The sequence below is a fragment of the Parabacteroides provencensis genome (assembly GCF_900232875.1).
Classification (GTDB): domain Bacteria; phylum Bacteroidota; class Bacteroidia; order Bacteroidales; family Tannerellaceae; genus Parabacteroides; species Parabacteroides chinchillae.
On record NZ_LT960488.1, the window covers coordinates 337,584 to 363,559 of the forward strand.

The following is a 25,976-nucleotide window of genomic DNA, read 5'->3' on the forward strand; positions in this document are numbered from 1 at the left end:
TTAGAGATAATGTTATCAAACTCCTTTGCCGTTCGACTATCTCTGCAATCCTATATACAAGTGTGACAAAGTTTCCACAAAGTTAATGAATCTGCCTGTACTTTCACGCATCTAATTGATAAAGAATGAGTGGAGTACGCATAAAAGACCTACAAAGTGCCAAGTCGGTGATTGAGCAAGGGTTCGATCTGTTTGAGTTTGTGGTGGATTCGCCCGATCCCGATGCTACACTCAAGGTATCGGGTGCGGAACTGAAAAAGGCGATCGGAACGGAGAAGCACATTCATCCGTTGGAGGAGGTGGATGGTCTGCCGGGGGAGTTGGAAAAGAAATTCGACAAGGCAGGCGGCGCAATCACGGGCGATATGCGTGTGACGGGCAATACCCGAATGAAGAACCTTAGCATTGAGGAGTATCTCGAAGTTCCCGAACTCAAATACAACCGCATCACCGCCACCGGAAACGAGTTTTGGGTAACTGATGCCGGAGTAATTGACGATGTATTGGATGATGACGATGGTATTTTTCTCATTACCCTCAAAGAGAAGCCCGGCGAGGTAACGATCAACTTTCAGTACAAGGATATTCTGCGAGGTATTTTCTACACGCAGGACGAGAACGGCAAACCTACCGGATTCAAAACCGCCTACTTTGAAGTAACGGGAATCATTGACGATGTTCATTTTGACTGTATTTCACTCAATGGCGTTCTTCCCGAACGGTTTATGACCTTGGCTCGTCAGGGCAACAAACCCAATCCCAACCGACAAGGTTCAATCTACCTCGATGGGCGGCATAACTATATCCGTATCATCGACAAGGTGACGGATGATAAGATCGAACAACGCAATATCAAAGTGCAGCTTGGCGACCTTTCGGAAATCAACCATCCCGTGTTCGGGCAACTTGAGGGCTACGGAGCTTTGCTCGAAAATGCCTACATCTGCGGACGCTTGGTGCAACGCAACCCCGACACGGGTGAGGATTGGATTGTGGGAGCAGTTTCGGTGCAGGGCGAGCAGGTGTTCCGTTACAAAGACAACATCCCCGAACCTGCCACCATAACACTGGCCGCCACCGAACTCGGCATCACATCGCCGGAGGATGCACGGGAGTGGCAATACAAAAACGGTTCGGAGTGGATTACCATTCCCGATAGCGGTTCACTCACCTTTGAGCTATCTCCTGATTCGGAACTATGGGGAGAAAAACGCACGCTCACTTTGCGCTACCTCGCCTGCGGAGTTTATTACGACATTATCACCATCACCAAACTCTACGATGGTGAGGATGCCTATTCGGTACAGATCTATTCGAGCAACGGCTCGAACTTTATCAACAGCGATATTGCCACGATGCTTCGAGCCAAAGTATTCAAAGGGGCAAAAGATATTACCGACACGTTGCCTGATAACGCCTTCAACTGGTTTCGGATATCTGACAATCCAGAAGGCGATGCCGTGTGGAGTCAGCAACACGAAGGCGCAGGCAAATCGGTTATGATTAGTAATGAGGATGTTTACCGCCGAGCCACTTTTGAATGTGAAGTACAAATCAATGATAATAATAAAGCAAAATGAAGAATTACCTTTTTACCTCTGAGTCCGTATCGGCAGGACACCCCGATAAAATAGCCGATCAAATCTCCGATGCGATCCTTGATGAATTTTTGCGTCAAGATCCCAATGCTAAAGTAGCTTGTGAAACAATCTGCACCACAGGTTTGGTGGTTGTGGCAGGCGAAGTCAAGTCCGACGCCTATGTGGATATCCAGCAAACCGTTCGCAAAACCATTGCCGATATTGGCTACAACAATGCCGAGTACCGTTTTGAGGCAAACTCGTGCGGAGTTCTGTCGGCAATCCACGAGCAATCACCTGATATTCGACAAGGAGTAGATCAAGTCGAGCAGGGAGCCGGAGACCAGGGCATCATGTTCGGCTATGCCATCAATGAAACATCAGAGTTTATGCCGGCCACACTCGCTCTGTCGCATCTACTGTTGCAGGAGTTGGATGCCATTCGCAAAGAGGGCAAAGTGATGACCTATCTGCGGCCCGATGCCAAAAGCCAGGTAACCATCGAGTACAACGAGTATGGCAAACCGCTTCGGGTCGATACGATTGTGATTTCCACACAGCACGATGATACCGTTTCGGCATACGATATTCTAAATGATATCACCGAACATCTGATTCCGAGGGTTCAGGCAAAAGATCCGCAACTGGCCGAACTATTCCAAGACGACTACCGCCTATTGGTCAACCCAACTGGACGATTCGTGATCGGTGGCCCGGCAGGTGATACGGGACTTACGGGTCGCAAGATTATTGTGGATACCTACGGCGGTCGTGCAGCTCACGGTGGAGGGGCGTTTTCGGGCAAGGATTCCTCGAAAGTGGATCGCTCGGCGGCTTATGCGGCCCGACATATTGCAAAAAACCTTGTAGTGGCAGGTGTGGCCGATGAAGTACAGGTACAATTAGCATACGCCATAGGCGTGGCCGATCCTGTGAGCATCTCGGTGAACACATTCGGGACTGCCAAAGTGGAGTTGACCGATGCCGAGATTGCCGAGGTGACTTCTGAACTATTTGACTTGCGTCCTGCGGCAATAGTTGAGCGATTCGGGCTCAAGAGTCCGATCTATCTGCCGACCGCATCGTATGGACATTTCGGTAGAAAGCCCTACACAGTTGACGGCATTGAGTTTTTCGGCTGGGAGCGATTGGATATGGTGGAGAGCATCAAAGAAACCTTTAACCTGGATTAATATGGCAGTAATATCAAGAGGTCAGATTACGATTGTGGATCTCAGCGATGGTAAATCCATCAATCTCTATTTGGGTAGCAATGTGGCTACCACACAGATTTTCAATAAGGAGAACTCAAGCTATGTTCCGAACTGGACGGCATCGCCCTTCTTGGTGATTACCCCCGAAGTCTATGTGACGGGAGTGGCGACCAATCAGGTATCGAGACTCAAAGGTGTACCCGTTTGGAAAATCAATGGCTCGACCACGCTTTCGACATACGGAGCAACGGCGGCGACCGCTTCGCCTTATGCTTTGACCATCAAAAACAATATGACTGCGGTCAATCAGTTGCAGGTGGAGTGCGAGGTGATTTATGTCGATCCCGACACAACTGCCGAGACAAAAGCTAAAACCTCCATCACCTACACAAAAACTACCAATGCCGGGCAGTTAATCTGCGCCATTGCTTATGCTCCGCTCGGAACGGTGTTTAAGAATGGCGATGCGGCAACTCTGAAAGCTCATTGCGATATGTGGCGAGGCTCGACCATCGACAACACCAACGTGACCTACAAATGGTTCAAACTCGGCAGTGGAACGTGGGCAGAAATCACCTCGGCCAATGCAGGCGGCATCACGGGTTACACCACCAACGAAATCACCATTCCCGAAGCGGCGGTGCTGAACTTCGAGTCGTTCAAATGCGAAATCAAAGATACCGATGCTGCCAGTGGAACATACAACACCTCCGTTTCGGATATTATCTCTTTTGCCGATATGTCCGATCCGTACCAGGTGGAGATTGTTGCCCCCTCCGGCACGACACTCACTTCTGGATTGACCTCTACGGTTCTGACCGTCAACTGTTGGCAGAACGGAACGTTGTTGCCGGATTCGTTCTTTACCGGAGCCACTTGCAAATGGCGCAAGTTCAATAAACTTGGTGTTCAGGATGCCGCTTGGGGAACATCGGGCATCAAAACAGGGCGCAGCATTACCGTAACGAGAGATGAAGTTTCGGTGGCGGCAACTTTTACAGTTGAAATAGAGAAATAATCATGGCAGTAATCGCACGAGGACAAATAACGGTTCATATCGCCGAAAAGGGCGATCCGGGAGCAACAGGGAATTGGACAGCCTATGTATTCAAATCCTCGACTACTCAACCTGCCAAACCAACGAGTACGACTCCCGTTCCTTCGGGTTGGGTGGATGCTCCGACAGCTACGGGCGTGTGGTGGATGTCGAAAGCTACTGTAAACGGTGCAACCGGAGTGGCAGGCACGTGGAGTGTTCCGGTGCGGATTACGGGGATTGATGGTACAAATGGCAATAACGGATCGAATGGCTCAAATGGGAAAGACGGACAATACACCGTCTACAACTTTGCCAAAAACAGCTCGGCAACCACAGCCCCGACATCGGGTTGGACGGCAACTCCTCCGGCACTCGCAACTGGAGAATACCTGTGGATGCGAACCGGAACGGTCGTGCCACCTGCCACCACACCTACTTCGTGGAGCGGAGCTGTGCGGATCAGCGGAGAGAAAGGCAATACAGGCAACACAGGAGAGAAAGGCGAAATTGGCGATAGCATCACCGGACGAATGATTTTTCGTGATCCTGAATTCTTGGTCGGAGTGAATAGTTGTGGCATCTACAATAATGCAGGCAACGGAAATGTTTCCGTAACTCGGATCGTACGGCCATCCGACTGCCCAAGCACATCGGGTTATTGCCTACAGATTACTACAAATGGTGTGGCATCACCTAATCACGGAGGATACGTTCAGTCCGTTCAAACTCGTGCCAACGGAGTGTTTGTCTCTCGAATTATCGCCAAAATCCCTGTCGGCTATACGATGGGCAACGCCCACAACGCTTATGGCAATGGGGGAACAACGGTTGCGTTGACCCCGATGGTCGGCACAGGCAAATACGAGATCTATCTCTGGCGGGTGGTCTGCGGCCCAACAGGAACTTTCTCCACAATCAATCATTACTATCTGTCAGGCGGTGCAGCTCCCGTAACCTGGTATGTGGCATCATCAACAGTTTACGATATGAACGACACCGAAAAGTACGATGCTGCTATATCCAATGCAGCCAAGACGCTGACCTATCGGGGTATATTCTCATCAACCACCACCTATTTCAATACCGCCAACCAACGAAACGTGGTCAAGTACGGTTCGAGTTACTATATCTACAAAGGGACAAACGGTGTTGCCGGAGCGTGGAACGCTGCCAACTGGGAGTCGTTCGGAGGGGAATTTCACAGCGTGGCCACAGGCATTCTGTTGGCCGAACTTGCCTATATTGAAAACTTGGGTGTTAAAAATCTGCGAACATCCGCTTCAGGACAAAGAGTGGAGATTACACAGTACAACAATGCAATCGCCTTCTATGATGGCATTCAGTCGTATCCGGTGGTAGAGATAAAGACCACAAGTGATGGCATTTATATGGGTCAAGGCTCCGGGGTGCAGGTCAAGCATCCGAACTCCAATATCTCGATTTATAAGGGCATACTTCAAAACTCTTCCGAAGGCAGTGGAATATCCGTTCCCGTTTTGCCTTGGGGACAGCCTGAAACGATTGCTCAAAACTGCATCCTCCAATCTTACAGCAACTCTTACACAGGTAAATATAAAACCGGACTTTACATCGATCTCTCTGCCTCGCAAAGCACATCATCGGGAACGGATAAGTTTGCCGCCATTTTTGCCACAGGTGGAATATTCCTCCAAGGTGATGCGTCCAAACATCGATCAAACAATGTATTGTGCGGATTGAGTTGTGCCGGAAGGGTGGCTTCTAATGGGACATTACTCCGAAGTTGGGTAATCAGTTTTATGGGTGGTTACATCACCTCCTCCCGACAATCGGCAGGCAGATATACGGTGAATTTTTCCAATTCAAGCTACTTTTATGGTTCTGATGACTACTTCGTGCTCTTTGCCACGAATTATGGATATGCTTATACCGTAACCAAATCAAGCGGCAACTTTACGGTATACACCGGGGATGACGCTTCGGCCAACGATGCCGAGTTCTATTTCTTTTGTTTTCTAACCTCTAAATTCTGGTAGTATGCAACTTGCAAAACTTGATAACGGACAACTAATCACTACTTATGCTGATGATCAAGATAAAGATATAATCAATCAGATGGTCGCCGATGGATTTAAAATTTATGTGGAGGAGCAACCACAAACTATACAGCTATCCGAATTTCAATCCCAAGAATTACGATACCGAGACGAGGGCTTTCAGATTGTCGGATACTACGAAGTAGTCGATAACAACCCTGACAGAATCACCGCCGAGATTGATCGCCTCAAATCCGAACTAACCGCCACCGACTACCTGATTATCAAATCATACGAATATGCATTAACCGGACAACCGCTACCATATTACCTTGCTAACCTCCATTCCGAGCGACAACTACTACGCAACCGAATCAACGAACTCGAACAACTATGCTAAAACAAGGTGCAACCACAGAGATTATCTTTCGGCTCTTTGAAAGCGATGGAATCACTCCCAAAGCCTTAGAGCCATCCACAAGAATAAAACTCATTCTCTGCAATAGCCACAATATGGTGAAATACCAAGGGAGTTCTCCCGATGATATCAAGCAAATCGAAGCAGGTGTCTATTCGCTTACGCTTCCAAACAGCGTTACCAAAAACTTCTGCGGTGATTTGCGGATGGAGATTGCAGTCTACTCAGCTGATGCGGTATTGATTTGTAAAGAGCGAGTGGAGATGTATTGGCAACCTTATGTAATCGGGGGAAAAGTCTATGAAGATTAAAGTGGAGATCAGCCAAGAGGAGTTGTCGGCAACGGTAGCATACACCGAAACACGCCCATACATTCTAAAATTGGAATTCCGAACACAGGATATGCCGATTCAAGAGTTTGTTCCGGATCCACCGTCAAGTGGCGGTGTAATTGATGCACTCCTGCAACAAGGGCGGTTTGACAATTCCTGGCTCCAACGAGTCCTGCAGGAGAGCATTGTCACCTGCGAGAAAATTACTGATTATACCAACTGTCGGGATATTTCATCTCATTTTATTCCAGCGTTCCAAGATAAGGTAATACCCAATATGTCGAACCGTTTTCGAGGCAATCCCTTTCTGTTATCTCTGCCAACACTTGATTGGAGTAGCGTGGAGGATGTGAGTGCCATCTGTTTCAACAACAAAGGCATGGTTGAGATTGATATGCCCAGTAGCCATAATATCAAGATTTGGAGGCAGGCATTTTATGGATGTAACAGCATTCAGCGAATCCATCGGCAGGATCTTTCCGGCGCGATAATGTTAGTCGATATTTTCAATGGATGCAGTAGTTTGCAGATATTGCCGGAACTCAATACCACAAAAGCCACTCAATTCACCAATTTTATCAATGGATGCACCGCACTTGAGCGGATCGAAGGCATCGATTTCAGCTCATCGCAAACGGAAATAAATATAGGCCAAAACCTCTATACCAAACTCAACTCTCTTACAATTATTAGGGTAAACGGCACAATCTCGCAAAACATCACCCTCTATGCCGACAATCTGGCCGAAACCTCTGTCATCAGCATAATGACCGCCCTTGTCGCCTCACCGCTACAGCCTCGAACAGTCACCCTCACCAAAGCCCTCGCAAACAAAATATCCGAAGCAACCAAACAGATCGCCTCGGATAAAGGGTGGAGTTTATTAACTGTTTAGAGTTATTGCAGGTCGGGATTGCGGTAGAATGAAAGGTTGTCTTCGTGGTGATACTCTCTGGCTTCGATGGTATTGTAAACCGCATCCATAACCACCTCTACTTTGAAGTGTTGATTCCACATTTTGCAATCCACCTTGCAGGTTGCGATGGCTTTTGAACCGCCGGCCTCTGTGTGGACTCTGAAGTCTGATATTGTACCTGCGTATTTCTTACTGAGGAAGAATTGTGCCATTTCGGTTGCCTCTGCGGTTGTTATTCTCTTTGCCATAATTTGCTTTGTATTAGTTGTTTATCTTGAATCTAAGGTAACACAATCTTTCCGAACACGCCAGTCATTTCGCATCTTTATCTTCGCTATCGCTCGATTTCCTCCTTATAGCTCGGCATAGTCAAGCAAGCTTGCCTCTACTCTCGCTTACTGCGTCGGTTATGTATTCATTTTCAGATAATTATGCGATTATTTTACGAGCTATTCCCCGGTCAGAAAAACCGGGGGAATAGTGAACGTTCTACTATATGTATTATTCGTACTCTTGAAACTCAACTTCGATAAAAGTCAGTTTGTCGCCCTCTATCTCCGCAATTATATAGGTTTGATAATCATCGGTGGTGTAGGTAATTTGCAGGTACTTTTCGTGTAGCAAGCATATATCGGCATTCTCACTGATTTCGAGTAGATCAACTGTAAATCCGTTATCTGCACACTGCTTTTGCAGATTGCGCTTCGCTTGATCCAGGCAAGCTATAAAATTCCGTAGTTTCATTGTTTATTATTCTTTTAAATGCCATTTGCCGTCTTGGAAGAGGTAGAGGTAATCGGTTCCGGCTTTGTTATTTAAATAGTGTCCAAAGTTGCGGTAGATTTTGGGCTTGATGTCCTCCCAATCCTCACCTTGGCGGTCTTTGTAGTATTCGCAGGTGTCGATGGTCGTGTCGATTGATCGCAGGTTGCCGCCATTGATAAGTTGGCTTGCCAATTCGGGTGTATTGAAATACTCGACAAGCATTTCTCCTGCATGGCCGGGATAACCATCTGCATTCAGGATGATGGATTTGATTGTACCGTCCGGGTTGGTAAATCCGATAATTGCCGTTGTCATAATCGTGTTTGCTTTTATTTAGCGTACTCGTATCCTGCCTTAATCAACCGAGAGGCATCTGCCGGGCAAACCACCCAGAATTTGCAATCGTCACCGAGAATCACAAAGTGCAGTTTCTTCATCCCATTGGCCCATTCGAAGGCTGATGTGCGGTTGCTTAAAATATCGGGGCGGTGGCGCAGGCCATAAACCTCTTTAACCTGCTTTGATTTTGCTTGCCAATCGTAACTATTTGTATTCATAACGTACTCTATTTTAGTTCTTTATTGTACCGCTAAGTACGCACTTTTATTTGGAACACGCCAGTGATTTCGCATCTTTTTGCGATAATAATTCACTTATTCAGAGATATTTAACTCAACTTGATAGATAGCTCGCAGAATCTCATGGGCCACCTGCGGAACGATAGCATTACCACACGCTTTTACAGCTTCGGTTCGCCACTTTTTGTGTGATAAGGGCTGTCCAGCCAATTGGCGGGGAATCCCATCATCTCCAGGGTAAATCGGGGGTTGAGTTGGGAAGAGTGTCCAATCAACGATTCGTCTTTCTGTTGTGCTACCCCGTGTACATAGTCCTGCAACGCACAACTGAACTGCCGAGCAGGGTCGGTTCGAGTCGAGCCTCCGTTGCGGTCGCTCGCTACAGGTGTAGGCAGCAGTCCGCTCTTTGCCAGGTCGTTCAGCGTCAGGCTGTACTCCGTTCCGCTCGGACGAATCTTGCGGTTGCCCGTTACGAACTCCCCGCCACGAGTCGCATCGGTGGCAGTCGGCGTGGGTAACAGATCCCACAGCTTCACCAATCTCGCCAATCCCACGCTGCCATCCTGTCCGTTGCGGTTCACTTTGCGTGGCATTCCTGTCGAGGTAATCCGGAACGTATCCTCCTTGCCGATCACCGCCCCCATCGTGGCATCCGAGGCGACTGGAGTCGGGAGCAGTTCCCGTTTCATTAAGTCGTGCAACGAACCACACTCGATCTCGTTTGTGGGGCGCGCCGATGCTGCAAGCCGGAATAACAAGCGGTTGGACGGAATATCCCGCTTGCTCAAGATCCTCACAGATTCGGTCAATAACGAATCGTTGTTCCTCGGTTTCGATGACTCGATGATCCTCAATGAGCAAATTGGTTTCGTCTTCCACTTTAACGACCGTACCGGGGAGTACCATCGAGGCGATTCCAATAACATTCTCACCAATAATCCAAGTCGGTCTGACCTGTCGAATGATGCCAAGCATTGCCGGCCAGAGGTAACGGTCGTCTGCCGCTCCCTTTCGCTTGCCTGCCAGGGAGAAGGGCTGGCAGGGAAACCCTCCGGTGAGTACGGTAATCCTATCTCTGTATTTTGAAAAGTCGGTGGTTGTGATGTCTGCATAGCTGTCTGAGTTTGGAAATTGATGTTCGAGTGCCTGACGGCAGAAGTCGTTGTTATCAGCATGGAAGATATTTTGAAAGCCTGCCCACTCTGCCGCCAGGTCGAATCCTCCGATACCGCTGAACAGAGATCCGTGGGTCAATAGTTTGTCGTGATCCATTCTTCCTGTCTTCTGCGTGAGGTTTTACTTGCCGAGATGGTACGTTCGATCTTGTGGATCTTCCATTTGTGGCGGTCTGCGAACTCTCGGATCTTATCGTGTGGAAACATCGTCAGCATAAATTTGCCTTTGATTTGAGCGAGTGTTTCCAAGAGTTGAGAGAAATTCTCCTCATTGAATGAGCCTGCATAGTGGCCACAATCACTACCGACATAAGGAGGATCGACAAAATGGAATGCTGTTTCGCAGTCATAGCGAGTAATCACACGGATGCCATCTCCATTTTCGATGGTCACTTTTTGTAGCCGATTACACAGCATTTCGGTAAAACTATCCTTGGCATTAAAGAGCTTTAGGGCCGTTGTTCCGCTGCGGTCGTAACCAAACGTGCCGTCCAACATCGAAGCAAAGCCCATCTTGCTACATACCCACACCGCCCAGGCACGCTCTATTTCTGTAAAAAACTCCGGATAAGCATTAATATGTCGGGCGTGAGCGTGCGAGTCACGACTATGAAGCGTTCCGTCAAGTTGGGCTTTGAGTTCCGGATAGCGAGTTTGGGCGATACGATAGAAGTTGATCAGTTCTCGATTCATATCGTTGATCACTTCGCAGTCTGCAGGCTCTTTGGCAAAGAACACAGCACAGCCTCCACAAAATGCTTCCGTAAAAAGAGTGTGCTTGGGGATTAACGGCAGGATATGTTTGAGGAGCGTTTGCTTGCCTCCGTAATAGGATACCGGTGTTTTGAGTAACGGTTTTACCATAATTTGATGACAATTAAAATGATTAGAATAACGACAAGGGCAATAGCCGCCCACTTTATCCACGATACCGCTGCCGGAGGTTTTTCGACAATCTGTTCAGCAACATCCGTTTTGACTTGAGTCTGAATATTCTGATGGACGATGCTGTCGGTTACGCTTGACTTATCAGATTGGGTATTTATCTCGGTGCGGATGATACGCTTGATTGGTAGCGGGCTGATTGCTACTGTTGAGTCACTCCTTATTTTTACCTCTTGAGGCTTATCGATAATGGGGAATTCCTGCGGAGGATAAAACTCCACAATGGTTTGAGATAACGAGCCGATTTGTCTTTCAACCTCATTTCTGATCAACTCCGTGACCGTTTTGTCAACCACCACACTGTCTTTCTTCTCACTGCGCTGAATTCGTTTCAGCGGTGAGCAACTGCATAATAGCAGTAGAAATATTAGTATCGCTCTCATCATGGTTTGTGGGCCATAAACAGTTCCCATCCTTGTCGTACCTGCTCCGGAACAGCAGGCACACCGTTCTCCATCTGACTCATGGCCGACACCACCGGAATCATCTCGGCAGGATCGTTGGTATCCAACTTCACATCGGCAAAGATGCCGGAACGTTCGGAAACAAACTTGATGTAGTTCTCCGTGTGGTTTTCGATGGGTGGCGCATACCTCGAAATCATCTGCCGAATGGTCTTGTTACCGTTTTTGCTGTAAGTATGCAGTAATACGAACATCGCCCGATAGCCGTAAGCCATCGACTCGAACTGTTTGAACGCTTTATCTTTGGATGGAGTAATCTCTCCGAGATACTTCACTTTGGAAATTCGGATATTTCCGGGATTGCAATTAGAAATACCTCTACTCACGATTGGCCTCCTTCCTGCGTTTCTCCACCTCGGCATACTTTATTAGTACGGGGCATTTGTCGTTTGATACCTCGCATTTGTAGGCCTGGCGGATAATGGTCTGTTTGCGGTCGATCTCAAAGTCCTTCTTCTCGATGATGATTTCAAGTTTATCGACCTTCTCCTCCAACTTCTCGACTCGCCCGTCCAGACGGGTGATGTGTTCCGCCTGAATCTTAACCACCTGTTCGGTGTTGCTGATTTCGGCAGAGTCAGCCTGCGCCACCTCCTGACGGCGTTTGGCCCGAAAAAAGAGCAGCGTTCCCAAAAGTCCGCTTGCCAATAGAAAATTTAGAATAATGCTTACTGTCTCCATTCTATGGTATGTATTTAAAAAGTGATTTTTCTCTGAGGATGTATAGCTCACCGTTGATGTAGTAGAGTCCTTTGATAGCTGAACTGCCACCCGCCAAGTTCTTGACCGAACGAGTGGTGTTGGTACGATATACCCAAAGCTTGATTGCGCCGCTTTGCGAGAATGCCACCTCGCCCAAAGTGTGGTCGGCAAAATCGGCACGCCCCGAATAGCTCTTGACCATTGTATTATCCAAAAGAGAGTTGCGGCGGTATATTTTGAATTGCGTGGTGGAGTTTTGGCAGATAAAGTAGTCCGAGATGCTTTTCACCTCCGCACTATCTTCCAATCCTGTCATCAGCAAATCCATATTGACCCGACAATCATGCAGATAGGCTTTGGTGGTGGTGTTGATGGCAATCGTGGAAAATGATTTTTCGATACCCGTGATATCTCCGGCAATGGTAGTGTAGTCGAATCCGTATCCTCGGCGGTAAGTGGTATAGGTGTATTTATACTCCGGACGAGATAACCCTTTGGTAGTTACTCGGCCGCCATAAGTGGCAATGATATAGATATACTTGTTCATAAAGGTGGCCATGTCGGAGTACTCCCGATTGAGTTGGCGAATGACTACACCTCGATAATCCACTACACGAATCGAACTGCCGTCCACAATGGTAAAGGCGTTATCGGCAGGAAAAATCTTGACGGGCTTGGAAAAAGCAAAGAGCCGAGTGATATATCCCGATACCGTATCATAGGTGTATATGGAATTATCGGTGGAGAGCATCACAATCTGATTGATGCAACGGATGCTCTTAGCAACAGTAAAAGGAAGGTCGCACAACTTAATACAATCATCGCCAACGGGCGGAAACTCCTTGCGGAGCAGTCCTGGCATCTCTACCAGTTCAGAATTGTAGCTATCCTGCAGGCAGTTCAACTCAATGGAGTTCACATAGAATCCCGAACGTAGATACTTATCATCTTGAACAACGGTGTTCATATCAATGTGCTTTCCGGTAAACATCTCGCCTCCGATCCGTTTGCCGGGAAGTTGTTTGTATCGTAGGGCGCAGGCTACAATATGGTTTACCAGCGAGTTGTAGTCATTGCCACCCTTGCTGCGCCACATTCGGGTAGGTTTTCCGGTGTAGTCGGTAAAGTAGAGTGAATAGACAAGTTGGTCGTTGGGGATATTGGGAATATCGGCAATTGGGAGCGATACACTCATATCCACGTTATTGGCAGGATTGGAAAAGACCTCATACTTGAGCGAGTTCTCATAATCATCCCCAGTGTCAATCTCCATTTTGATGTCAGAGATATAGAACGACTCGAAATAGGCATTGCGTCCGGAGCTGTAGCCTTTGAGGTTCTGTTTGATGACCATTACAAATTGACCACTGATCGGAAAGCCCTTCACCTCGATCTTCTTGTTGACATCCACCGAGAGTTTGATTTTGTCCTCCAACAGCTCCTCCCTCGAAGTCCACGTGCCATCGTCCATCAGCCAGTAGGTAACAATTGCACCCACCAACTTAAAGCCATACTCCACAATAAGTTCCACATCGGCAGGGCGGCCACTGCCCAAAGAAGAGTAACGGCTAATGCCGATTTTAAGGTTATACTCCAATGTAAGGGTGTAGGAGCATTGCTGAACAGGATAACCTTTGAAGTTGATAATCCATCCTTGTCTGTCGGAATCACCAGTAAAACGGAGTGTATTTTCGTTCTGAAGCACCAAGAACTCTTCGGGATCGTACCAGTTATCCATATTATAGAGTCCCATCTGCGAGATGATGTTGGTCATCATCTTGTTTTTCACTCCCACAGATACCTTGCGAATTGCCGGAACAATATCCATCACCGACTCGCCTTGCACGTTGATATCATTCTCCCACATACTTTCGATCCGTTCACGAGTGGATTCCGTAATAATCGGTTCTCCGGTATGTGTTTCGAGATGCTGCCCGTTTGCCGTAATAATCCAACCTACCGGAAACTCCTTGCCCACCGAATAAAAACTCATCGGACGAGTGTCGTTGTAGAGACTTACCGTTCGGCGAATATGCAGTGCACCATTGCTCTGAAAAATCTGTCCGGCAAAGGGGCGCAGGCAGAGTTCCAACACGTCCCTATAAGTGGGATCAGAATAAACAGCATAGAACCGCTCCATATCAATATAGACCTGCCGCAACGGAGAGATGCTTTCGGTCATCCCCTCAGCATAAAGATCCATCCAGTCGGCCACATTGACCTCCAATTCCAACAGGTCAATGCAACTCGCAACCAACTCCCATACGGATTTGCGGCCCGTGATGGGTGTATTGTCTAAGTTCTTAAATGGAATGCTTGAGAGCAGATTGAATCCATCCACCGCTTTGATGGAAACCTGATAAGGTGGTGCGGTAAAGTTCTCGGAGTAGAGGTCGGCTACAACATATCCTCGCCAATAAAGTTTGGTATTCCGATAGACCGACACCCTAAACTTGCGAGGGTCGGAAGTAAAGAGGTTGATGTAGTGAAAGTTGCGTTGACATAGAATATTGACGGTAGCCTCGGATGCCTTGACGGGGATAAAGAACTCATCACCACGCTTCTCCCAGGTGATGGAGAGCGGACTGCCGCCATCGAAAGCCATCTCCTCCGATTTGCCCACGAATCCTCTCTCGGCGATCTCTACTCGCCAAAAGACCTCCTTGTGCTTGCTGCGAAGTTCTGCGTAATATCTTAATCCAAAATTAGCCATCTACCTTTAATTTTAATTCGGAGTGTCCGTAGACACCGAGGTAAAGGTAGAGGTGGCGGAAAACGCTTTGTGGAAACTTTGTCTCAGTTACAAAAAAAAACCGCCCCTTGTGAGGACGGTTCGTCAATCTGTTTTGAAGTTTAGATTGTTACGGCATTTAGCTTCTGTGCCAATATCTCCATATCGTGGCTGACTTTCTGGTCAGTGATGCGTGCATAAAGTTGAGTCGTTTTTATGTTGGTGTGACCGAGCATCTTGCTGACCGACTCCATCGGCACTCCGTTTGAGAGGCAAATTTGGGTCGCAAACGTATGGCGTGCAACGTGATACGAGATTGGTTTGTCGATTCCACAGATGGCAGCTATCTCTTTTAGGTAGTCATTCATTTTCTGATTACTCGGGACGGGGAGTAATTTATCTCCCTTTGCCTGACCTGCATATTTGTCGATAATCATCTTAGGAATATCGAGCAGGCGGATATTTACCGGAACTTTAGTCTTCTGCCGATGGGTGCATATCCAAATCGTGCCATCGCCTCGCTCTTCAAGCATATCTTTGGTCAGGCGGGTTACGTCAATATAGGCAAATCCCGTATAGCAGCTGAACGCAAAAATATCTCGCACCAACTCCAAACGCTTGGTGGCAAACTCTTTTTGCATCATTCGGGCAAGTTCTTGTTGGGTCAAATAGCCTCGGTCTACCTTGTCAAGATGTAGCTTGATGCTTTTGAAGGGGTTGGCTTTCACCCAACCGTTGTCGTAAGCAACCCGATAAATCGAGGAGCAGCGGTGAATGAATTTGGTTGCGGTGTTGTTGGCAAGTTTCTTTTCGGTAATCAACCAAAGGTAGAGTTTGTCTAACATCCGCTTGTTGATATCGGCAAGCGGGATGTCGTTTGTCTTGTATTCATCTTTGAGAAACTCCTGCAAGCGGGTGCGAGTGAGTTGGTAGCGGAATAGACTCTCTTGGCCGTAACCTCTTGAGGCGGTGAGCTTCTCGTAGTCCGCAACAAAGAGGTCGCAAAGTTCGATTAGCTGTTTGGAGTTTTCATCAAGGCTCATTATCGAGTTCTTGATTTTACTGGCCGTGACAACCTCGCCTTTGCTAACCCACGACTCATACTTGCGCTTGATTGTCGATTTAAACTGTTCAAGCACTTCGTTGATTTGTTTCTCCTCTGGGGTACGCCCCATTGTGCGGTAGTCCTTAGCCACCCAACGGCCGGGAAGGATGGTTTGGCGTGTTGAAAAATGGCACATCTCGCCATTTACCGTGATACGAGCTAAGATTGGTACTCGTCCGTCTGCTTTCGGCTTCCCGTTTTGGGTTACGAAAATGATTGAAAAACTGCTCTTCTTCATGATCCATCTTTTTTAGTGATACAAAGTTAGTAACTAATAAGATGCTGAAAAATAGCGTCTTGTAGACAAAAGTAGTCAGGTGATAGACAATCAAGGACATTAGGTTATTGGTTACACGCAGATGTCTACTCTGGTTACGAGTAGGTTACGTTTAAGTGTCCATTTCTGTCTATTGTACCCCTTTTTTGAGGGCATGAATCGTAACCTGAGTGGTCATATCGTGGACACTTTCGTGTCCGAACCCTTTGAAACTCAAACCTATACAAAAGAAAATGAGGCAGTTATAATAACTACCTCATTTATTCTCAGCGGAGAGATAGGGATTCGAACCCCAGGAACCTCTCAGTTCAACGGTTTTCAAGACCGCCGCAATCGACCACTCTGCCATCTCTCCAATACTAGTTCAAGGATTGCTCCTTGTTTTTATTTCGGGTGCAAAGATAATGTTATCTCCTATTAGTTCCAAATATTTCAAACTATTTTTTTGACAGAAAAGAAAACATATCTGTTTTTTATACTCAAAAAATAGACTTACTTTGTAAGATTAGTTTAACTATAAAAGATAAGGACAATGAACTATTATTATTCATACTCTACTCCGGTCGGACAACTGGAAATTCAAGCAGATGAAAATGCGGTTACACGGATTGCCTACTCATCATACCCAAATCAGGCAATATATAAAGAAACACCTTTGATAAAAAAAGCCTTTCAACAAATCGAGGAATATTTTGCAAGAAAAAGAACGACTTTCGATTTGCCGTTGAATCCCGAAGGAACTCCTTTCCAAAAGAAGGTCTGGACAGTATTAACTACTATACCTTACGGAGAAACGTGGAGTTATAAACAAGTAGCCGAAGCTGCTGGCAACCCTAAAGCCTGCAGAGCAGTCGGAATGGCTAATAACAGAAACCCTATTTCCATTATCGTGCCTTGCCATCGTGTAATAGGATCAAATGGAAAATTAGTTGGATATGGAGGCGGATTACCTGCAAAAGAATATCTGCTTAATCTGGAAAAAGAAAAGAAATAAACATAAAAAAAGAAGCCATACAACCTCCTTTTTGCAAAGTATCATAAACTCAACAGATATGAGAGCTGAAAATTTATTCGGAACACTACTACTATCCCTTAGTGCAATCAGTTTAGATCAATAATGTTACGCTGGAAACCAGATACGGTTATTCGTTTAATCATAGCACTACTTATACAGATAATCTATACATCCCCGGAAAAGATGCATCCCGGTTACTCTGAAAGGATTTATCCCCAGCCAACAAGACAACTCCTATGACTACATGAAGGTATTCAGTTCTTTTCCGTACGAAGGCAAATCCACAGACCATGTATTCCCGGGTACCAATTACAGCAACGGAGCGGTTAACGATTATACATTCGCATTGTATGATGCTGAAGAAAAGACATTCGAAATTCCTTTCGCTTTGAATGAGAATAACATCATCACCTTACTGCGAAAAAAGAACGGGGTTTATACCATGGAGGAGCATTCTCTTTTTGTAACCCAGGAAGTCCTGCAAGTTTAATATTCGAAATACTGATAAAATAACAGTTATTTTTCAAGAAGCAGCTCCCGTAATTTATCAGACAGAGAAAGGAATTCTTTTATTTTTTTATCGGGATAAAAAAACAGTTTCATCAGGATGAAAAAATAGTTTTATCGGGATGAAACTAAAGACTTGGCGCATCAAACGGTTATCAAAAAAGGCATCTTATAAAAGATGCCCTCTTCAAAATTCATTTTGTAATCTATATTCCTACAAATCACTTTTTAAAATAGCGATTGTATAAACCTTCAAACCCTTTGCCGTGACGAGCTTCATCTTTACACATTTCATGTACTGTGTCGTGGATTGCATCCAGGTTTTGTTGCTTAGCCAATGTAGCAATACGCTTTTTATCTTCACAAGCGCCGGCTTCTGCTTCCATACGTTTTTTAAGATTTGTTTTTGTATCCCAAACAACATCGCCTAACAGTTCTGCAAATTTAGCCGCATGCTCAGCTTCTTCCCAAGCATAACGTTTAAATGCCTCAGCCACTTCAGGATAACCTTCACGATCAGCCTGACGACTCATAGCCAAATACATACCGACTTCGGTACATTCTCCCATAAAATGGGCATTTAAACCTTCCAATATAACAGGATCAACACCTTTTGCAACACCTAATACGTGTTCGTCAACGAACTTCAATGCGCCTTCGCTTTCTACCAACTCTTTAAACTTGCTTTTAGGCTGTTTACATTGAGGGCAAAATTCAGGAGCTTCATCACCTTCATGTACATAACCGCATACTGTGCATATCCATTTTTTCTTCATCGCTGTGTAATTTTTTATTGGTTATTATATAAAATTGATTGGTTTCCGTTGACAAAATTAACTAAACAATCGAAAACAAAAGAACTTTCCCAATAGATTTCTTCTATATAGTAATTGATAAAAACTATAAAACTTATTTTCCTTTTACGCTGTTACTAATATATAGAAATAAATATATAATACTATGGATACTTCAAAAATCAAAAGCCTTCTTGGCGACAAAAGCGAGTTTTATCTAAACCATTCTTGTAAAACGATAGACAAGTCTCTTATACATATACCCTCTCCTACACTAATTGACGACGTTTGGATTGCTTCGGACAGAAACATCCAAACATTAAACAGCTTGCAAGCAATATTGGGACATGGTCGGTTGGCAAACACCGGTTATGTTTCCATTTTACCGGTGGATCAAGGTATAGAGCATACTGCCGGAGCATCTTTTGCTCCGAACCCTCTTTATTTTGATCCTGAAAACATTGTCAAACTAGCCATTGAAGGCGGTTGTAATGCTGTTGCCTCTACTTTTGGGGTATTAGGTAACGTTGCCCGAAAGTATGCACATAAAATACCATTCTTAGTAAAACTTAATCATAATGAGCTGTTAAGTTACCCCAACACTTACAATCAGATCATGTTCGGAACGGTTAAAGAGGCATGGAATATGGGAGCTGTAGCCGTAGGTGCTACTATTTATTTCGGGTCACAAGAAAGTAGGCAACAATTGATACAAGTAGCCGAAGCATTCGAATATGCACACGAATTAGGAATGGCTACCGTTTTATGGTGCTATCTACGCAATAACGCTTTCAAAAAAGACGGAGTAGACTATCACGAAGCTGCTGACCTGACAGGACAGGCTAATCATTTGGGTGTTACCATCAAAGCTGATATTGTAAAACAAAAACTTCCTGTCAACAACGGAGGTTTTACAGCTATCAACTTCGGTAAAATAAACCAAAAGATGTATACGGAGCTAACTACCGAACATCCTATTGATCTCTGCCGCTATCAGGTAGCGAATAGCTATATGGGGCGCGTCGGTCTGATTAATTCCGGTGGCGAATCACATGGAGCTTCCGATCTGAAAGATGCAGTAGTTACTGCTGTTGTAAATAAGCGTGCCGGCGGCATGGGGCTTATAAGCGGTCGTAAGGCTTTTCAGAAATCTATGAAAGATGGCGTCGAATTACTCAACGCTATACAGGATGTTTATCTTGATCATGAAATAACAATTGCATAGTCAAATAGCCAATCAATCATAAAAGCTGTCTTTACCAGACAGCTTTTTTATTACGCACCTAAGTCTAAACCACCACCTTTATCTATGAAGTTCATCATCAAATAAAAACCAGCTATCTCTAACTTGTCAACTCTCAACTAATTTCTATCTTTGTAGCTTCAAACAAATACAAAAATATCATGCCTTTAAATTTACAGAAAAACCTACCGGCTATTGAGCTGCTGAAAAAGGAACACATTTTTGTAATGGACTCTCTCAGGGCTTCGGAACAAGATATCCGCCCATTGCGTGTTGTCGTTCTTAATCTGATGCCACTTAAGATAACTACAGAAACGGATCTTATCCGCCTACTTAGTAATACACCATTACAGGTAGAACTGGATTTTATGAAGATAAAAGGACATACTCCTAAAAATACACCGATCGAGCACATGCAGGAATTTTACAAAGATTTTGACGATATTGCTGCAGATTACTACGATGGTATGATTATAACAGGTGCCCCGGTAGAACAAATGGCTTTCGAAGAGGTGGCCTACTGGGATGAAATTACCTGCATATTCGACTGGGCACGAACTCATGTTACTTCTACACTTTACATATGTTGGGCAGCTCAGGCTGGTCTTTACCATTTCTATGACGTACCCAAATATGATTTACCAGCCAAAATGTTTGGCGTATTCCGTCATACATTGCGTGAACCGTATCTGCCGATATTCCGGGGATTTGACGACGAATTTTATGTACCACACAGCCGTCATACCGAAGTCCGGCGCGAAGACATCCGTAAAGTACCTGAATTAACACTTCTTTCAGAAAGCCAGGAATCCGGTGTTTACATGGCAATGGCACGTGGAGGCCGGGAGTTTTTTATCACCGGACATTCAGAATATTCGCCATATACATTGAATGACGAATATGTACGTGATATCAACAAGGGTTTATCAATCTCCGTTCCCCGCAATTATTACCGCAACAACGATCCGGCCCAAGGTCCTGTTGTACGTTGGCGGGGACATGCAAATCTGCTTTTCACCAACTGGCTGAACTATTACGTTTACCAGGAAACACCATTCCGTATAGAAGATATTAAAAATTTAGGAAGTCTCTGATCTGTTTATGCGTACGATAGAATTACTTGCTCCAGCTAAAGATTTAACTTGCGGTATCGAAGCTATTAATCACGGAGCCGATGCCGTTTACATCGGAGCTCCAAAATTCGGCGCCCGTGCCGCTGCAGGAAACTCTTTAGAAGATATCAGTGCATTATGCGATTATGCTCACATTTACGATGCACGCATTTATGTAGCACTCAATACGATACTAAAAGAAAACGAATTAAAGGAAGCCGAACTTCTCATTCGCCAGTTATATGATGCAGGAACCGATGCATTGATTATACAAGATATGGGAATCACCCGGTTGGATATACCACCAATTCCCTTGCACGCCAGTACGCAAACAGACAACCGTACTCCCGAAAAAGTCAAATTCCTACAAAATGCAGGATTCACTCAAGTTGTGCTTGCACGAGAACTGTCACTTAATCAGATCCGCTCTATCTACGAACAAACCAGCGTTCCCTTAGAAGTTTTCGTACATGGGGCTCTTTGTGTAAGCTATAGCGGTCAGTGCTATCTGAGTGCTGCCCTAAGCGGACGCAGTGCAAACCGGGGCGAATGTGCCCAATACTGCCGCCTCCCTTACACATTAGTAGATGCTGATGGCAAAATAATAGCAAACAATAAGCACTTGCTATCATTGCGAGACATGAACAGGTCCGAAAATCTTGAAGCTTTGATAGAAGCAGGTGCCTCATCTTTTAAAATAGAAGGACGCCTGAAAGACGTAAGTTATGTAAAAAACATCACTGCTTTTTACCGTAAAAAGCTGGATGATATTTTATCCCGTCATCCGGAATACCGCAGGGCATCCTCAGGAATGAGTTCATTTTCCTTTGAACCGGCCGTAGAAAAAAGCTTCAATCGTGGCTTCACTCCTTTTTTAACAGAGAAACGAACAGATGATATAACGGCTTTCGATACTCCAAAATCATTAGGCGAACCAATAGGGACAGTAAAAGAAATAAAAGGAAACTCATTTACCATAGCCGGATTAAAACAACTCAACAATGGTGATGGCCTGGCATTCTTTAATTCACGGGGAGAACTGGAAGGCTTCCGTGTAAACCGCGTAGATGCAAACAAGGTTTTTCCATTAGAAATGCCCGCACTTCTCCCTAAAACACCTATATACCGGAACTTCGATCAGGCTTTTGAAAAACAACTGTCCAAACCTTCGGCAGAACGAAAACTCGCTACCTATATTTGTTTCTCTGATAACTCATTCGGTTTTTCTCTGGAAATGAGCGACGAAACCGGAGCCCATATTCTCGTCACCCGTCCATTTGAGAAGGAGGCAGCACGGCGCGACCAACAAGATAACATCCGTACCCAATTAAGTAAATTAGGCAATACGCCTTTTGAAACATCCGAAGTAGAAGTAAACTTATCAGAGAACTGGTTCGTTCCTTCTTCATTACTTGCAGATATGCGTCGTGAAGGAGTAGAAAAATTATTAGCCTGCCGTCGTATTCGATACCGCCGCGAACTATCAAAATGTACTACGAATGACACGCCTTATCCGGAGCATTCGCTTACCTATTTGGGAAATGTAGCGAACAGTCTGGCCGAAGCGTTTTACAAGACACATGGAGTAACACGGATAGCTCCTGCATTTGAGCTTGCCCCACAAAAAGACGTGCCGCTAATGTTTACAAAACATTGTATCCGTTTTTCAATAAAGGCATGTCCTATTTTTCAAAAGCCCACATCCGTTTTCAAGGAACCATACTACCTTTTGTATAAAGATACCCGCTTACGTTTACAGTTCGACTGCAAGAACTGCCAGATGCTTGTGTATGCTGATAATAAACAATAGGGCAACATATATTTTAAAGAGCCGCTGCCAATTTCTGCATATATAACCGTACAGCTTCTGTATCCTCTACTGCCGGACTCCAAGGAGCCATATTTTCCGGGCTTAAAGGTGCGAACGGACCCTGCTTTACTTCGTATATAACCGATCCGCTATCAAGCACCAACAATCCGTGCCACACACCGGCCTTTATCTCGGCACCATATATTCCAGCAAGAGGATCAAGAACAAGTGTATCCGTGATTTCTCCAGTTTCATCAAAAAGAAATACGGCAACCCGCCCACGCAAAAGAAGAAATATTTCATCTTTTGCAGGATTCAAATGACGGTGAGGACGTAAATAAGTGCCCGGTTCCATCGCATTAAGCAAACGGTTAACCGGATCATCCAGCTTTTCATGAAAGTTATAATTCATTCGCATGCGGGGCGATTGTTTGGCTTTTGCCGTTATTTCGTCCAGCAATATTGTGTTTATGATTTTCATAATTGAACAATAAAGGTTTTACATTTAATAAAAAAGCCATTTCAAGATCATTTGAAATGGCTTTTTTATTAATATTATATTTTATCAATACTGTCTTTCCAGCAACCAGGCATCCTGGAAGTTTGGAGCATATTTGGATTTAATAGCATCGCGGCTGTCAGCAGCATCAGCTTTATTGTCGAAACTGGCAACAATAACACGGAGCATACCTTGTTCGTTTTCACCTAATACGGCATTGTAACCATCTCTCTGCATGCGTTCCTTTAATGAGTAAGCATTGGTACGATTCTTAAAACTGCCAATTACAACGCTGTAACGTTTCAAACGGCTGGCATCTTCGCCTTGTGCAGCATTAATTCTTTCCGTACGCGTAGTTGCCGATGATACCCGTGGTTTTGAAACCGGAGTAACGTCTTCAACAACTTCAGTATCCTCTACTACCTCAACAGGAGCCGTGGTTTCTTTTTCCTTAGCTTGTTCATAAGCAGCTTTGTACGCACTCTGTTTAGGTTTACATGAGCCAAGTGCTAATACCATACTTATTGCGGCTCCAAATAACCAAATCTTATTCATACTGTTCAGTTCTTAAATTAATTACGCAAAGATATAAATTATATTTAGTACTTTCGCACTCATAACATAATATTTATAAAGTACATGAATAAAACTATCGGAACAATGGTTATGGCAACATCCGTATTGTTAGGTGCTTGTACACAAGAGGCTAAAAAGGCCGACAGTGAAGCTCCTCTTATCGGACGTTCGGAAATTAAAGTGCCGTCCGGACGTATGACACCGGAGACACTTTGGGCTATGGGACGTATTGGCGATTTTTGTGTTTCGCCTGATGCAAAGAAAATCGTTTATACTGTAGCCTATTACAACGTGCCTCAGAATAAAAGCAATCGCGAAGTCTTCGTGATTAACGCAGACGGATCAGACAATAAACAAATCACATCAACACCGTATTCGGAAAACAATGCCGTATGGATAAAAGGAGGAACCAAAATCGCCTTTCTATCTTCTGAAAGTGGAAGCAGCCAGCTTTGGGAAATGAATCCCGACGGAACCGACCGTAAACAGCTATCCAAATATGATGGCAATATCGAAGGCTTCGCCTTCTCACCCAATGAGAAAAAGATACTCTTTATATCCCAGGTAAAAACAGTAAAAAGCTCAACCGACAAATATCCTGATTTAGACAAAACCAGTGGTATCATTATTACAGACCTGATGTATAAACACTGGGACGAATGGGTAACAACTGCGCCCCATCCTTTTATTGCCGATTTCGACGGTAATACCATCGGTAATGTTATCGACGTGATGGAAGGCGAATTGTTTGAAAGCCCTATGAAACCTTTTGGCGGCATTGAACAACTGGCATGGAATACGACATCGGATAAGATTGCCTATACCAGCCGCAAAAAGACAGGCAAAGAATATGCCTTCTCCACCAATTCGGATATATATGTTTACGATCTGAATACGAAACAGACAAGCAATATTACCGAGGGCAATATGGGCTATGACACGAATCCGCAATACTCGCCCGATGGCAAAAGTATCGCCTGGCTAAGTATGGAGCGTGATGGCTACGAAGCCGACCAGAACCGTCTTATGGTAATGAATCTGGAAACCGGAGAGAAGAATTTTATCAGCAAAGACTTCGATTCCAACGTTAACGAATTCTGTTGGAGCAACGACTCTAAGAACATTTATTTCACGGGTATATGGCACGGAGAAATACAAATATATTCTGCCGATGTAGCCGCCTGTTCCGTAAAACCGGTTACCAGTGGAATGCACGATTACAGTGCTGTTGCCCTGTTTGGCGACAAACTGATAGCCAAGCGGCAATCAATGAGTATGGGCGACGAAATCTATGCCGTTAGCCTGAATGGCGAAGCAACACAGATAACTTCCGAAAACAAACATATCTATGACCAGTTGACTATGGGTAATGTGGAAGAACGCTGGATGAAAACAACTGATGGAAAAGAGATGCTGACATGGGTAATCTATCCCCCGCAATTTGATCCGAACAAGAAGTATCCTACTTTACTCTTCTGCGAAGGCGGCCCTCAAAGTCCGGTCAGCCAATTCTGGTCATATCGTTGGAACTTCCAGATAATGGCTGCCAATGATTATATTATTGTTGCACCTAACCGTCGCGGTCTGCCAGGTTTTGGAATGGAATGGAACGAAGCAGTTAGTGGCGATTATGGCGGCCAGTGCATGAAAGACTACTTCACAGCTATCGATGATATGAGCAAAGAGCCGTTTGTAGATAAAGAGAACCTTGGATGCGTAGGCGCCAGCTTCGGGGGATTCTCCGTGTATTGGCTCGCCGGACATCACAACAAACGTTTCAAAGCATTTATAGCTCACGATGGTATTTTCAATATGGAAATGCAATATCTTGAAACAGAAGAAATGTGGTTCGCCAACTGGGATATGGGTGGCGCTTATTGGGAAAAAGATAATAAAACAGCACAAAATACATTTGCCAATTCCCCGCATAATTTCGTAGATAAATGGGATACGCCAATCTTATGTATTCACGGAGAAAAAGATTATCGTATTCTTGCCAATCAGGGAATGGCAGCTTTCAATGCAGCTGTTCTTCGAGGCGTTCCGGCCGAATTGCTGATCTTCCCGGACGAAAACCATTGGGTGCTCAAGCCACAAAATGGTATTCTATGGCAGCGCACTTTCTTTGAATGGTTAGACAAATGGCTGAAAAAATAAAGGAAGT

At 45.1% G+C, this 25,976-nt stretch carries 27 protein-coding genes and 1 tRNA gene; 13 read left to right on the forward strand and 15 right to left on the reverse strand.

The annotated features are described in order from the left end of the window. Window positions 1–125: 125 nt before the first annotated feature. From CTY47_RS01470 to CTY47_RS01500, 7 genes are read left to right on the forward strand one after another with little or no spacing between them, the layout of a single operon-like run. Window positions 126–1,580 (forward strand): hypothetical protein, encoded by a 1,455-nt coding sequence (locus tag CTY47_RS01470; protein WP_099463097.1) that lies wholly within the window; start codon window positions 126–128, stop codon window positions 1,578–1,580. Continuing rightward, entirely contained in the window at window positions 1,577–2,773 is a 1,197-nt protein-coding gene (metK, locus tag CTY47_RS01475) for a methionine adenosyltransferase (protein WP_099463098.1), read from the forward strand. The genes CTY47_RS01470 and metK overlap by 4 nt, the downstream gene beginning before the upstream one ends. A gap of 1 nt (window position 2,774) precedes the next feature. Further along, entirely contained in the window at window positions 2,775–3,812 is a 1,038-nt protein-coding gene (locus tag CTY47_RS01480) for a hypothetical protein (RefSeq protein WP_099463099.1), read from the forward strand. Between the two features lie 2 nt (window positions 3,813–3,814). After that, complete coding sequence (locus CTY47_RS01485; protein WP_099463100.1) at window positions 3,815–5,848, forward strand: hypothetical protein; 2,034 nt, start codon at window positions 3,815–3,817, stop codon at window positions 5,846–5,848. 1 nt (window position 5,849) lies between these two features. Then, on the forward strand, window positions 5,850–6,248 hold the full coding sequence (locus CTY47_RS01490; protein ID WP_099463101.1) for a hypothetical protein: 399 nt from the start codon (window positions 5,850–5,852) through the stop codon (window positions 6,246–6,248). Further along, window positions 6,242–6,577 carry a hypothetical protein gene (locus CTY47_RS01495; protein WP_099463102.1) on the forward strand — a complete coding sequence of 112 codons (336 nt, stop codon included), beginning with the start codon at window positions 6,242–6,244 and terminating at the stop codon, window positions 6,575–6,577. Before CTY47_RS01490 ends, CTY47_RS01495 begins: the two co-directional genes overlap by 7 nt. Then, on the forward strand, window positions 6,567–7,493 hold the full coding sequence (locus CTY47_RS01500) for a leucine-rich repeat protein (RefSeq protein WP_099463103.1): 927 nt from the start codon (window positions 6,567–6,569) through the stop codon (window positions 7,491–7,493). The genes CTY47_RS01495 and CTY47_RS01500 overlap by 11 nt, the downstream gene beginning before the upstream one ends. A gap of 2 nt (window positions 7,494–7,495) precedes the next feature. Here the strand turns inward: CTY47_RS01500 and CTY47_RS01505 are convergent, their stop codons facing one another. The 12 genes from CTY47_RS01505 to CTY47_RS01565 all read right to left on the reverse strand — a co-directional run bounded on the left by CTY47_RS01505 (window position 7,496) and on the right by CTY47_RS01565 (window position 16,611). Continuing rightward, window positions 7,496–7,762, reverse strand: a complete 267-nt coding sequence (locus tag CTY47_RS01505; RefSeq protein WP_099463104.1) for a hypothetical protein — start codon at window positions 7,760–7,762, stop codon at window positions 7,496–7,498. 253 nt (window positions 7,763–8,015) lie between these two features. After that, window positions 8,016–8,258, reverse strand: coding sequence for a hypothetical protein (locus tag CTY47_RS01510; RefSeq protein WP_099463105.1), 243 nt, complete (start codon window positions 8,256–8,258; stop codon window positions 8,016–8,018). A 6-nt stretch (window positions 8,259–8,264) separates the two neighbouring features. After that, entirely contained in the window at window positions 8,265–8,594 is a 330-nt protein-coding gene (locus CTY47_RS01515) for a hypothetical protein (protein ID WP_099463106.1), read from the reverse strand. Between the two features lie 14 nt (window positions 8,595–8,608). Next, the gene (locus tag CTY47_RS01520; RefSeq protein WP_099463107.1) at window positions 8,609–8,836 is read right to left on the reverse strand and encodes a hypothetical protein; all 228 of its coding nucleotides are present in this window, start codon (window positions 8,834–8,836) and stop codon (window positions 8,609–8,611) included. Window positions 8,837–8,932: 96 nt separating this feature from the next. After that, entirely contained in the window at window positions 8,933–10,129 is a 1,197-nt protein-coding gene (locus CTY47_RS17205; protein WP_233202066.1) for a DNA cytosine methyltransferase, read from the reverse strand. After that, window positions 10,108–10,896: a DNA adenine methylase gene (locus CTY47_RS01530; protein WP_099463108.1), complete on the reverse strand. Its 789-nt coding sequence runs from the start codon at window positions 10,894–10,896 to the stop codon at window positions 10,108–10,110. The genes CTY47_RS17205 and CTY47_RS01530 overlap by 22 nt, the downstream gene beginning before the upstream one ends. Further along, a complete protein-coding gene (locus CTY47_RS01535) occupies window positions 10,890–11,360 on the reverse strand; it encodes a hypothetical protein (protein ID WP_158228493.1) in 471 nt (156 codons plus the stop codon). Before CTY47_RS01535 ends, CTY47_RS01530 begins: the two co-directional genes overlap by 7 nt. Further along, on the reverse strand, window positions 11,360–11,803 hold the full coding sequence (locus tag CTY47_RS01540; RefSeq protein ID WP_233202067.1) for a structural protein P5: 444 nt from the start codon (window positions 11,801–11,803) through the stop codon (window positions 11,360–11,362). Before CTY47_RS01540 ends, CTY47_RS01535 begins: the two co-directional genes overlap by 1 nt. Continuing rightward, complete coding sequence (locus CTY47_RS01545; RefSeq protein ID WP_099463111.1) at window positions 11,760–12,122, reverse strand: hypothetical protein; 363 nt, start codon at window positions 12,120–12,122, stop codon at window positions 11,760–11,762. Before CTY47_RS01545 ends, CTY47_RS01540 begins: the two co-directional genes overlap by 44 nt. A gap of 1 nt (window position 12,123) precedes the next feature. Continuing rightward, window positions 12,124–14,856 (reverse strand): hypothetical protein, encoded by a 2,733-nt coding sequence (locus CTY47_RS17055; RefSeq protein WP_199163381.1) that lies wholly within the window; start codon window positions 14,854–14,856, stop codon window positions 12,124–12,126. Between the two features lie 140 nt (window positions 14,857–14,996). After that, the gene (locus CTY47_RS01560) at window positions 14,997–16,217 is read right to left on the reverse strand and encodes a site-specific integrase (RefSeq protein WP_099463112.1); all 1,221 of its coding nucleotides are present in this window, start codon (window positions 16,215–16,217) and stop codon (window positions 14,997–14,999) included. 309 nt (window positions 16,218–16,526) lie between these two features. Next, a tRNA-Ser gene (locus CTY47_RS01565) sits at window positions 16,527–16,611 on the reverse strand. 177 nt (window positions 16,612–16,788) lie between these two features. Here CTY47_RS01565 and CTY47_RS01570 point away from each other — a divergent pair. After that, complete coding sequence (locus CTY47_RS01570) at window positions 16,789–17,250, forward strand: methylated-DNA--[protein]-cysteine S-methyltransferase (RefSeq protein WP_099463113.1); 462 nt, start codon at window positions 16,789–16,791, stop codon at window positions 17,248–17,250. Between the two features lie 265 nt (window positions 17,251–17,515). Then, entirely contained in the window at window positions 17,516–17,761 is a 246-nt protein-coding gene (locus CTY47_RS01575) for a hypothetical protein (protein WP_099463114.1), read from the forward strand. A 238-nt stretch (window positions 17,762–17,999) separates the two neighbouring features. Here CTY47_RS01575 and CTY47_RS01580 read toward each other — a convergent pair whose 3' ends face one another. Continuing rightward, window positions 18,000–18,554 carry an NADH peroxidase gene (locus CTY47_RS01580; RefSeq protein ID WP_099463115.1) on the reverse strand — a complete coding sequence of 185 codons (555 nt, stop codon included), beginning with the start codon at window positions 18,552–18,554 and terminating at the stop codon, window positions 18,000–18,002. 184 nt (window positions 18,555–18,738) lie between these two features. Between CTY47_RS01580 and CTY47_RS01585 the strand changes: the two genes are divergently transcribed. The 3 genes from CTY47_RS01585 to CTY47_RS01595 all read left to right on the forward strand — a co-directional run bounded on the left by CTY47_RS01585 (window position 18,739) and on the right by CTY47_RS01595 (window position 22,737). Continuing rightward, window positions 18,739–19,797 carry a class I fructose-bisphosphate aldolase gene (locus tag CTY47_RS01585; protein WP_099463116.1) on the forward strand — a complete coding sequence of 353 codons (1,059 nt, stop codon included), beginning with the start codon at window positions 18,739–18,741 and terminating at the stop codon, window positions 19,795–19,797. Between the two features lie 179 nt (window positions 19,798–19,976). Then, window positions 19,977–20,909, forward strand: a complete 933-nt coding sequence (metA, locus tag CTY47_RS01590) for a homoserine O-acetyltransferase MetA (protein WP_099463117.1) — start codon at window positions 19,977–19,979, stop codon at window positions 20,907–20,909. A 7-nt stretch (window positions 20,910–20,916) separates the two neighbouring features. After that, window positions 20,917–22,737: a peptidase U32 family protein gene (locus CTY47_RS01595; protein WP_099463118.1), complete on the forward strand. Its 1,821-nt coding sequence runs from the start codon at window positions 20,917–20,919 to the stop codon at window positions 22,735–22,737. Between the two features lie 13 nt (window positions 22,738–22,750). Here the strand turns inward: CTY47_RS01595 and CTY47_RS01600 are convergent, their stop codons facing one another. Together CTY47_RS01600 and CTY47_RS01605 are read right to left on the reverse strand one after the other, a co-directional pair. Further along, window positions 22,751–23,218, reverse strand: a complete 468-nt coding sequence (locus CTY47_RS01600; RefSeq protein WP_099463119.1) for a WbuC family cupin fold metalloprotein — start codon at window positions 23,216–23,218, stop codon at window positions 22,751–22,753. 84 nt (window positions 23,219–23,302) lie between these two features. Further along, complete coding sequence (locus tag CTY47_RS01605; protein ID WP_099463120.1) at window positions 23,303–23,791, reverse strand: SPOR domain-containing protein; 489 nt, start codon at window positions 23,789–23,791, stop codon at window positions 23,303–23,305. 84 nt (window positions 23,792–23,875) lie between these two features. Here CTY47_RS01605 and CTY47_RS01610 point away from each other — a divergent pair, with 84 nt between their 5' ends. Continuing rightward, a complete protein-coding gene (locus CTY47_RS01610) occupies window positions 23,876–25,969 on the forward strand; it encodes a S9 family peptidase (protein WP_199163382.1) in 2,094 nt (697 codons plus the stop codon). Window positions 25,970–25,976 lie beyond the last annotated feature (7 nt).

Excerpts from the sequence above, each read along its gene's own strand:
- CTY47_RS01470 (WP_099463097.1), top strand. The coding sequence starts at position 126 with ATGAGTGGAGTACGCATAAAAGACCTACAAAGTGCCAAGTCGGTGATT.
- metK (WP_099463098.1), top strand. The coding sequence starts at position 1,577 with ATGAAGAATTACCTTTTTACCTCTGAGTCCGTATCGGCAGGACACCCC.
- CTY47_RS01480 (WP_099463099.1), top strand. The coding sequence starts at position 2,775 with ATGGCAGTAATATCAAGAGGTCAGATTACGATTGTGGATCTCAGCGAT.
- CTY47_RS01485 (WP_099463100.1), top strand. The coding sequence starts at position 3,815 with ATGGCAGTAATCGCACGAGGACAAATAACGGTTCATATCGCCGAAAAG.
- CTY47_RS01490 (WP_099463101.1), top strand. The coding sequence starts at position 5,850 with ATGCAACTTGCAAAACTTGATAACGGACAACTAATCACTACTTATGCT.
- CTY47_RS01495 (WP_099463102.1), top strand. The coding sequence starts at position 6,242 with ATGCTAAAACAAGGTGCAACCACAGAGATTATCTTTCGGCTCTTTGAA.
- CTY47_RS01500 (WP_099463103.1), top strand. The coding sequence starts at position 6,567 with ATGAAGATTAAAGTGGAGATCAGCCAAGAGGAGTTGTCGGCAACGGTA.
- CTY47_RS01505 (WP_099463104.1), bottom strand. The coding sequence starts at position 7,762 with ATGGCAAAGAGAATAACAACCGCAGAGGCAACCGAAATGGCACAATTC.
- CTY47_RS01510 (WP_099463105.1), bottom strand. The coding sequence starts at position 8,258 with ATGAAACTACGGAATTTTATAGCTTGCCTGGATCAAGCGAAGCGCAAT.
- CTY47_RS01515 (WP_099463106.1), bottom strand. The coding sequence starts at position 8,594 with ATGACAACGGCAATTATCGGATTTACCAACCCGGACGGTACAATCAAA.
- CTY47_RS01520 (WP_099463107.1), bottom strand. The coding sequence starts at position 8,836 with ATGAATACAAATAGTTACGATTGGCAAGCAAAATCAAAGCAGGTTAAA.
- CTY47_RS17205 (WP_233202066.1), bottom strand. The coding sequence starts at position 10,129 with ATGGATCACGACAAACTATTGACCCACGGATCTCTGTTCAGCGGTATC.
- CTY47_RS01530 (WP_099463108.1), bottom strand. The coding sequence starts at position 10,896 with ATGGTAAAACCGTTACTCAAAACACCGGTATCCTATTACGGAGGCAAG.
- CTY47_RS01535 (WP_158228493.1), bottom strand. The coding sequence starts at position 11,360 with ATGAGAGCGATACTAATATTTCTACTGCTATTATGCAGTTGCTCACCG.
- CTY47_RS01540 (WP_233202067.1), bottom strand. The coding sequence starts at position 11,803 with ATGCCGAGGTGGAGAAACGCAGGAAGGAGGCCAATCGTGAGTAGAGGT.
- CTY47_RS01545 (WP_099463111.1), bottom strand. The coding sequence starts at position 12,122 with ATGGAGACAGTAAGCATTATTCTAAATTTTCTATTGGCAAGCGGACTT.
- CTY47_RS17055 (WP_199163381.1), bottom strand. The coding sequence starts at position 14,856 with ATGGCTAATTTTGGATTAAGATATTACGCAGAACTTCGCAGCAAGCAC.
- CTY47_RS01560 (WP_099463112.1), bottom strand. The coding sequence starts at position 16,217 with ATGAAGAAGAGCAGTTTTTCAATCATTTTCGTAACCCAAAACGGGAAG.
- CTY47_RS01570 (WP_099463113.1), top strand. The coding sequence starts at position 16,789 with ATGAACTATTATTATTCATACTCTACTCCGGTCGGACAACTGGAAATT.
- CTY47_RS01575 (WP_099463114.1), top strand. The coding sequence starts at position 17,516 with ATGAAGGTATTCAGTTCTTTTCCGTACGAAGGCAAATCCACAGACCAT.
- CTY47_RS01580 (WP_099463115.1), bottom strand. The coding sequence starts at position 18,554 with ATGAAGAAAAAATGGATATGCACAGTATGCGGTTATGTACATGAAGGT.
- CTY47_RS01585 (WP_099463116.1), top strand. The coding sequence starts at position 18,739 with ATGGATACTTCAAAAATCAAAAGCCTTCTTGGCGACAAAAGCGAGTTT.
- metA (WP_099463117.1), top strand. The coding sequence starts at position 19,977 with ATGCCTTTAAATTTACAGAAAAACCTACCGGCTATTGAGCTGCTGAAA.
- CTY47_RS01595 (WP_099463118.1), top strand. The coding sequence starts at position 20,917 with ATGCGTACGATAGAATTACTTGCTCCAGCTAAAGATTTAACTTGCGGT.
- CTY47_RS01600 (WP_099463119.1), bottom strand. The coding sequence starts at position 23,218 with ATGAAAATCATAAACACAATATTGCTGGACGAAATAACGGCAAAAGCC.
- CTY47_RS01605 (WP_099463120.1), bottom strand. The coding sequence starts at position 23,791 with ATGAATAAGATTTGGTTATTTGGAGCCGCAATAAGTATGGTATTAGCA.
- CTY47_RS01610 (WP_199163382.1), top strand. The coding sequence starts at position 23,876 with ATGAATAAAACTATCGGAACAATGGTTATGGCAACATCCGTATTGTTA.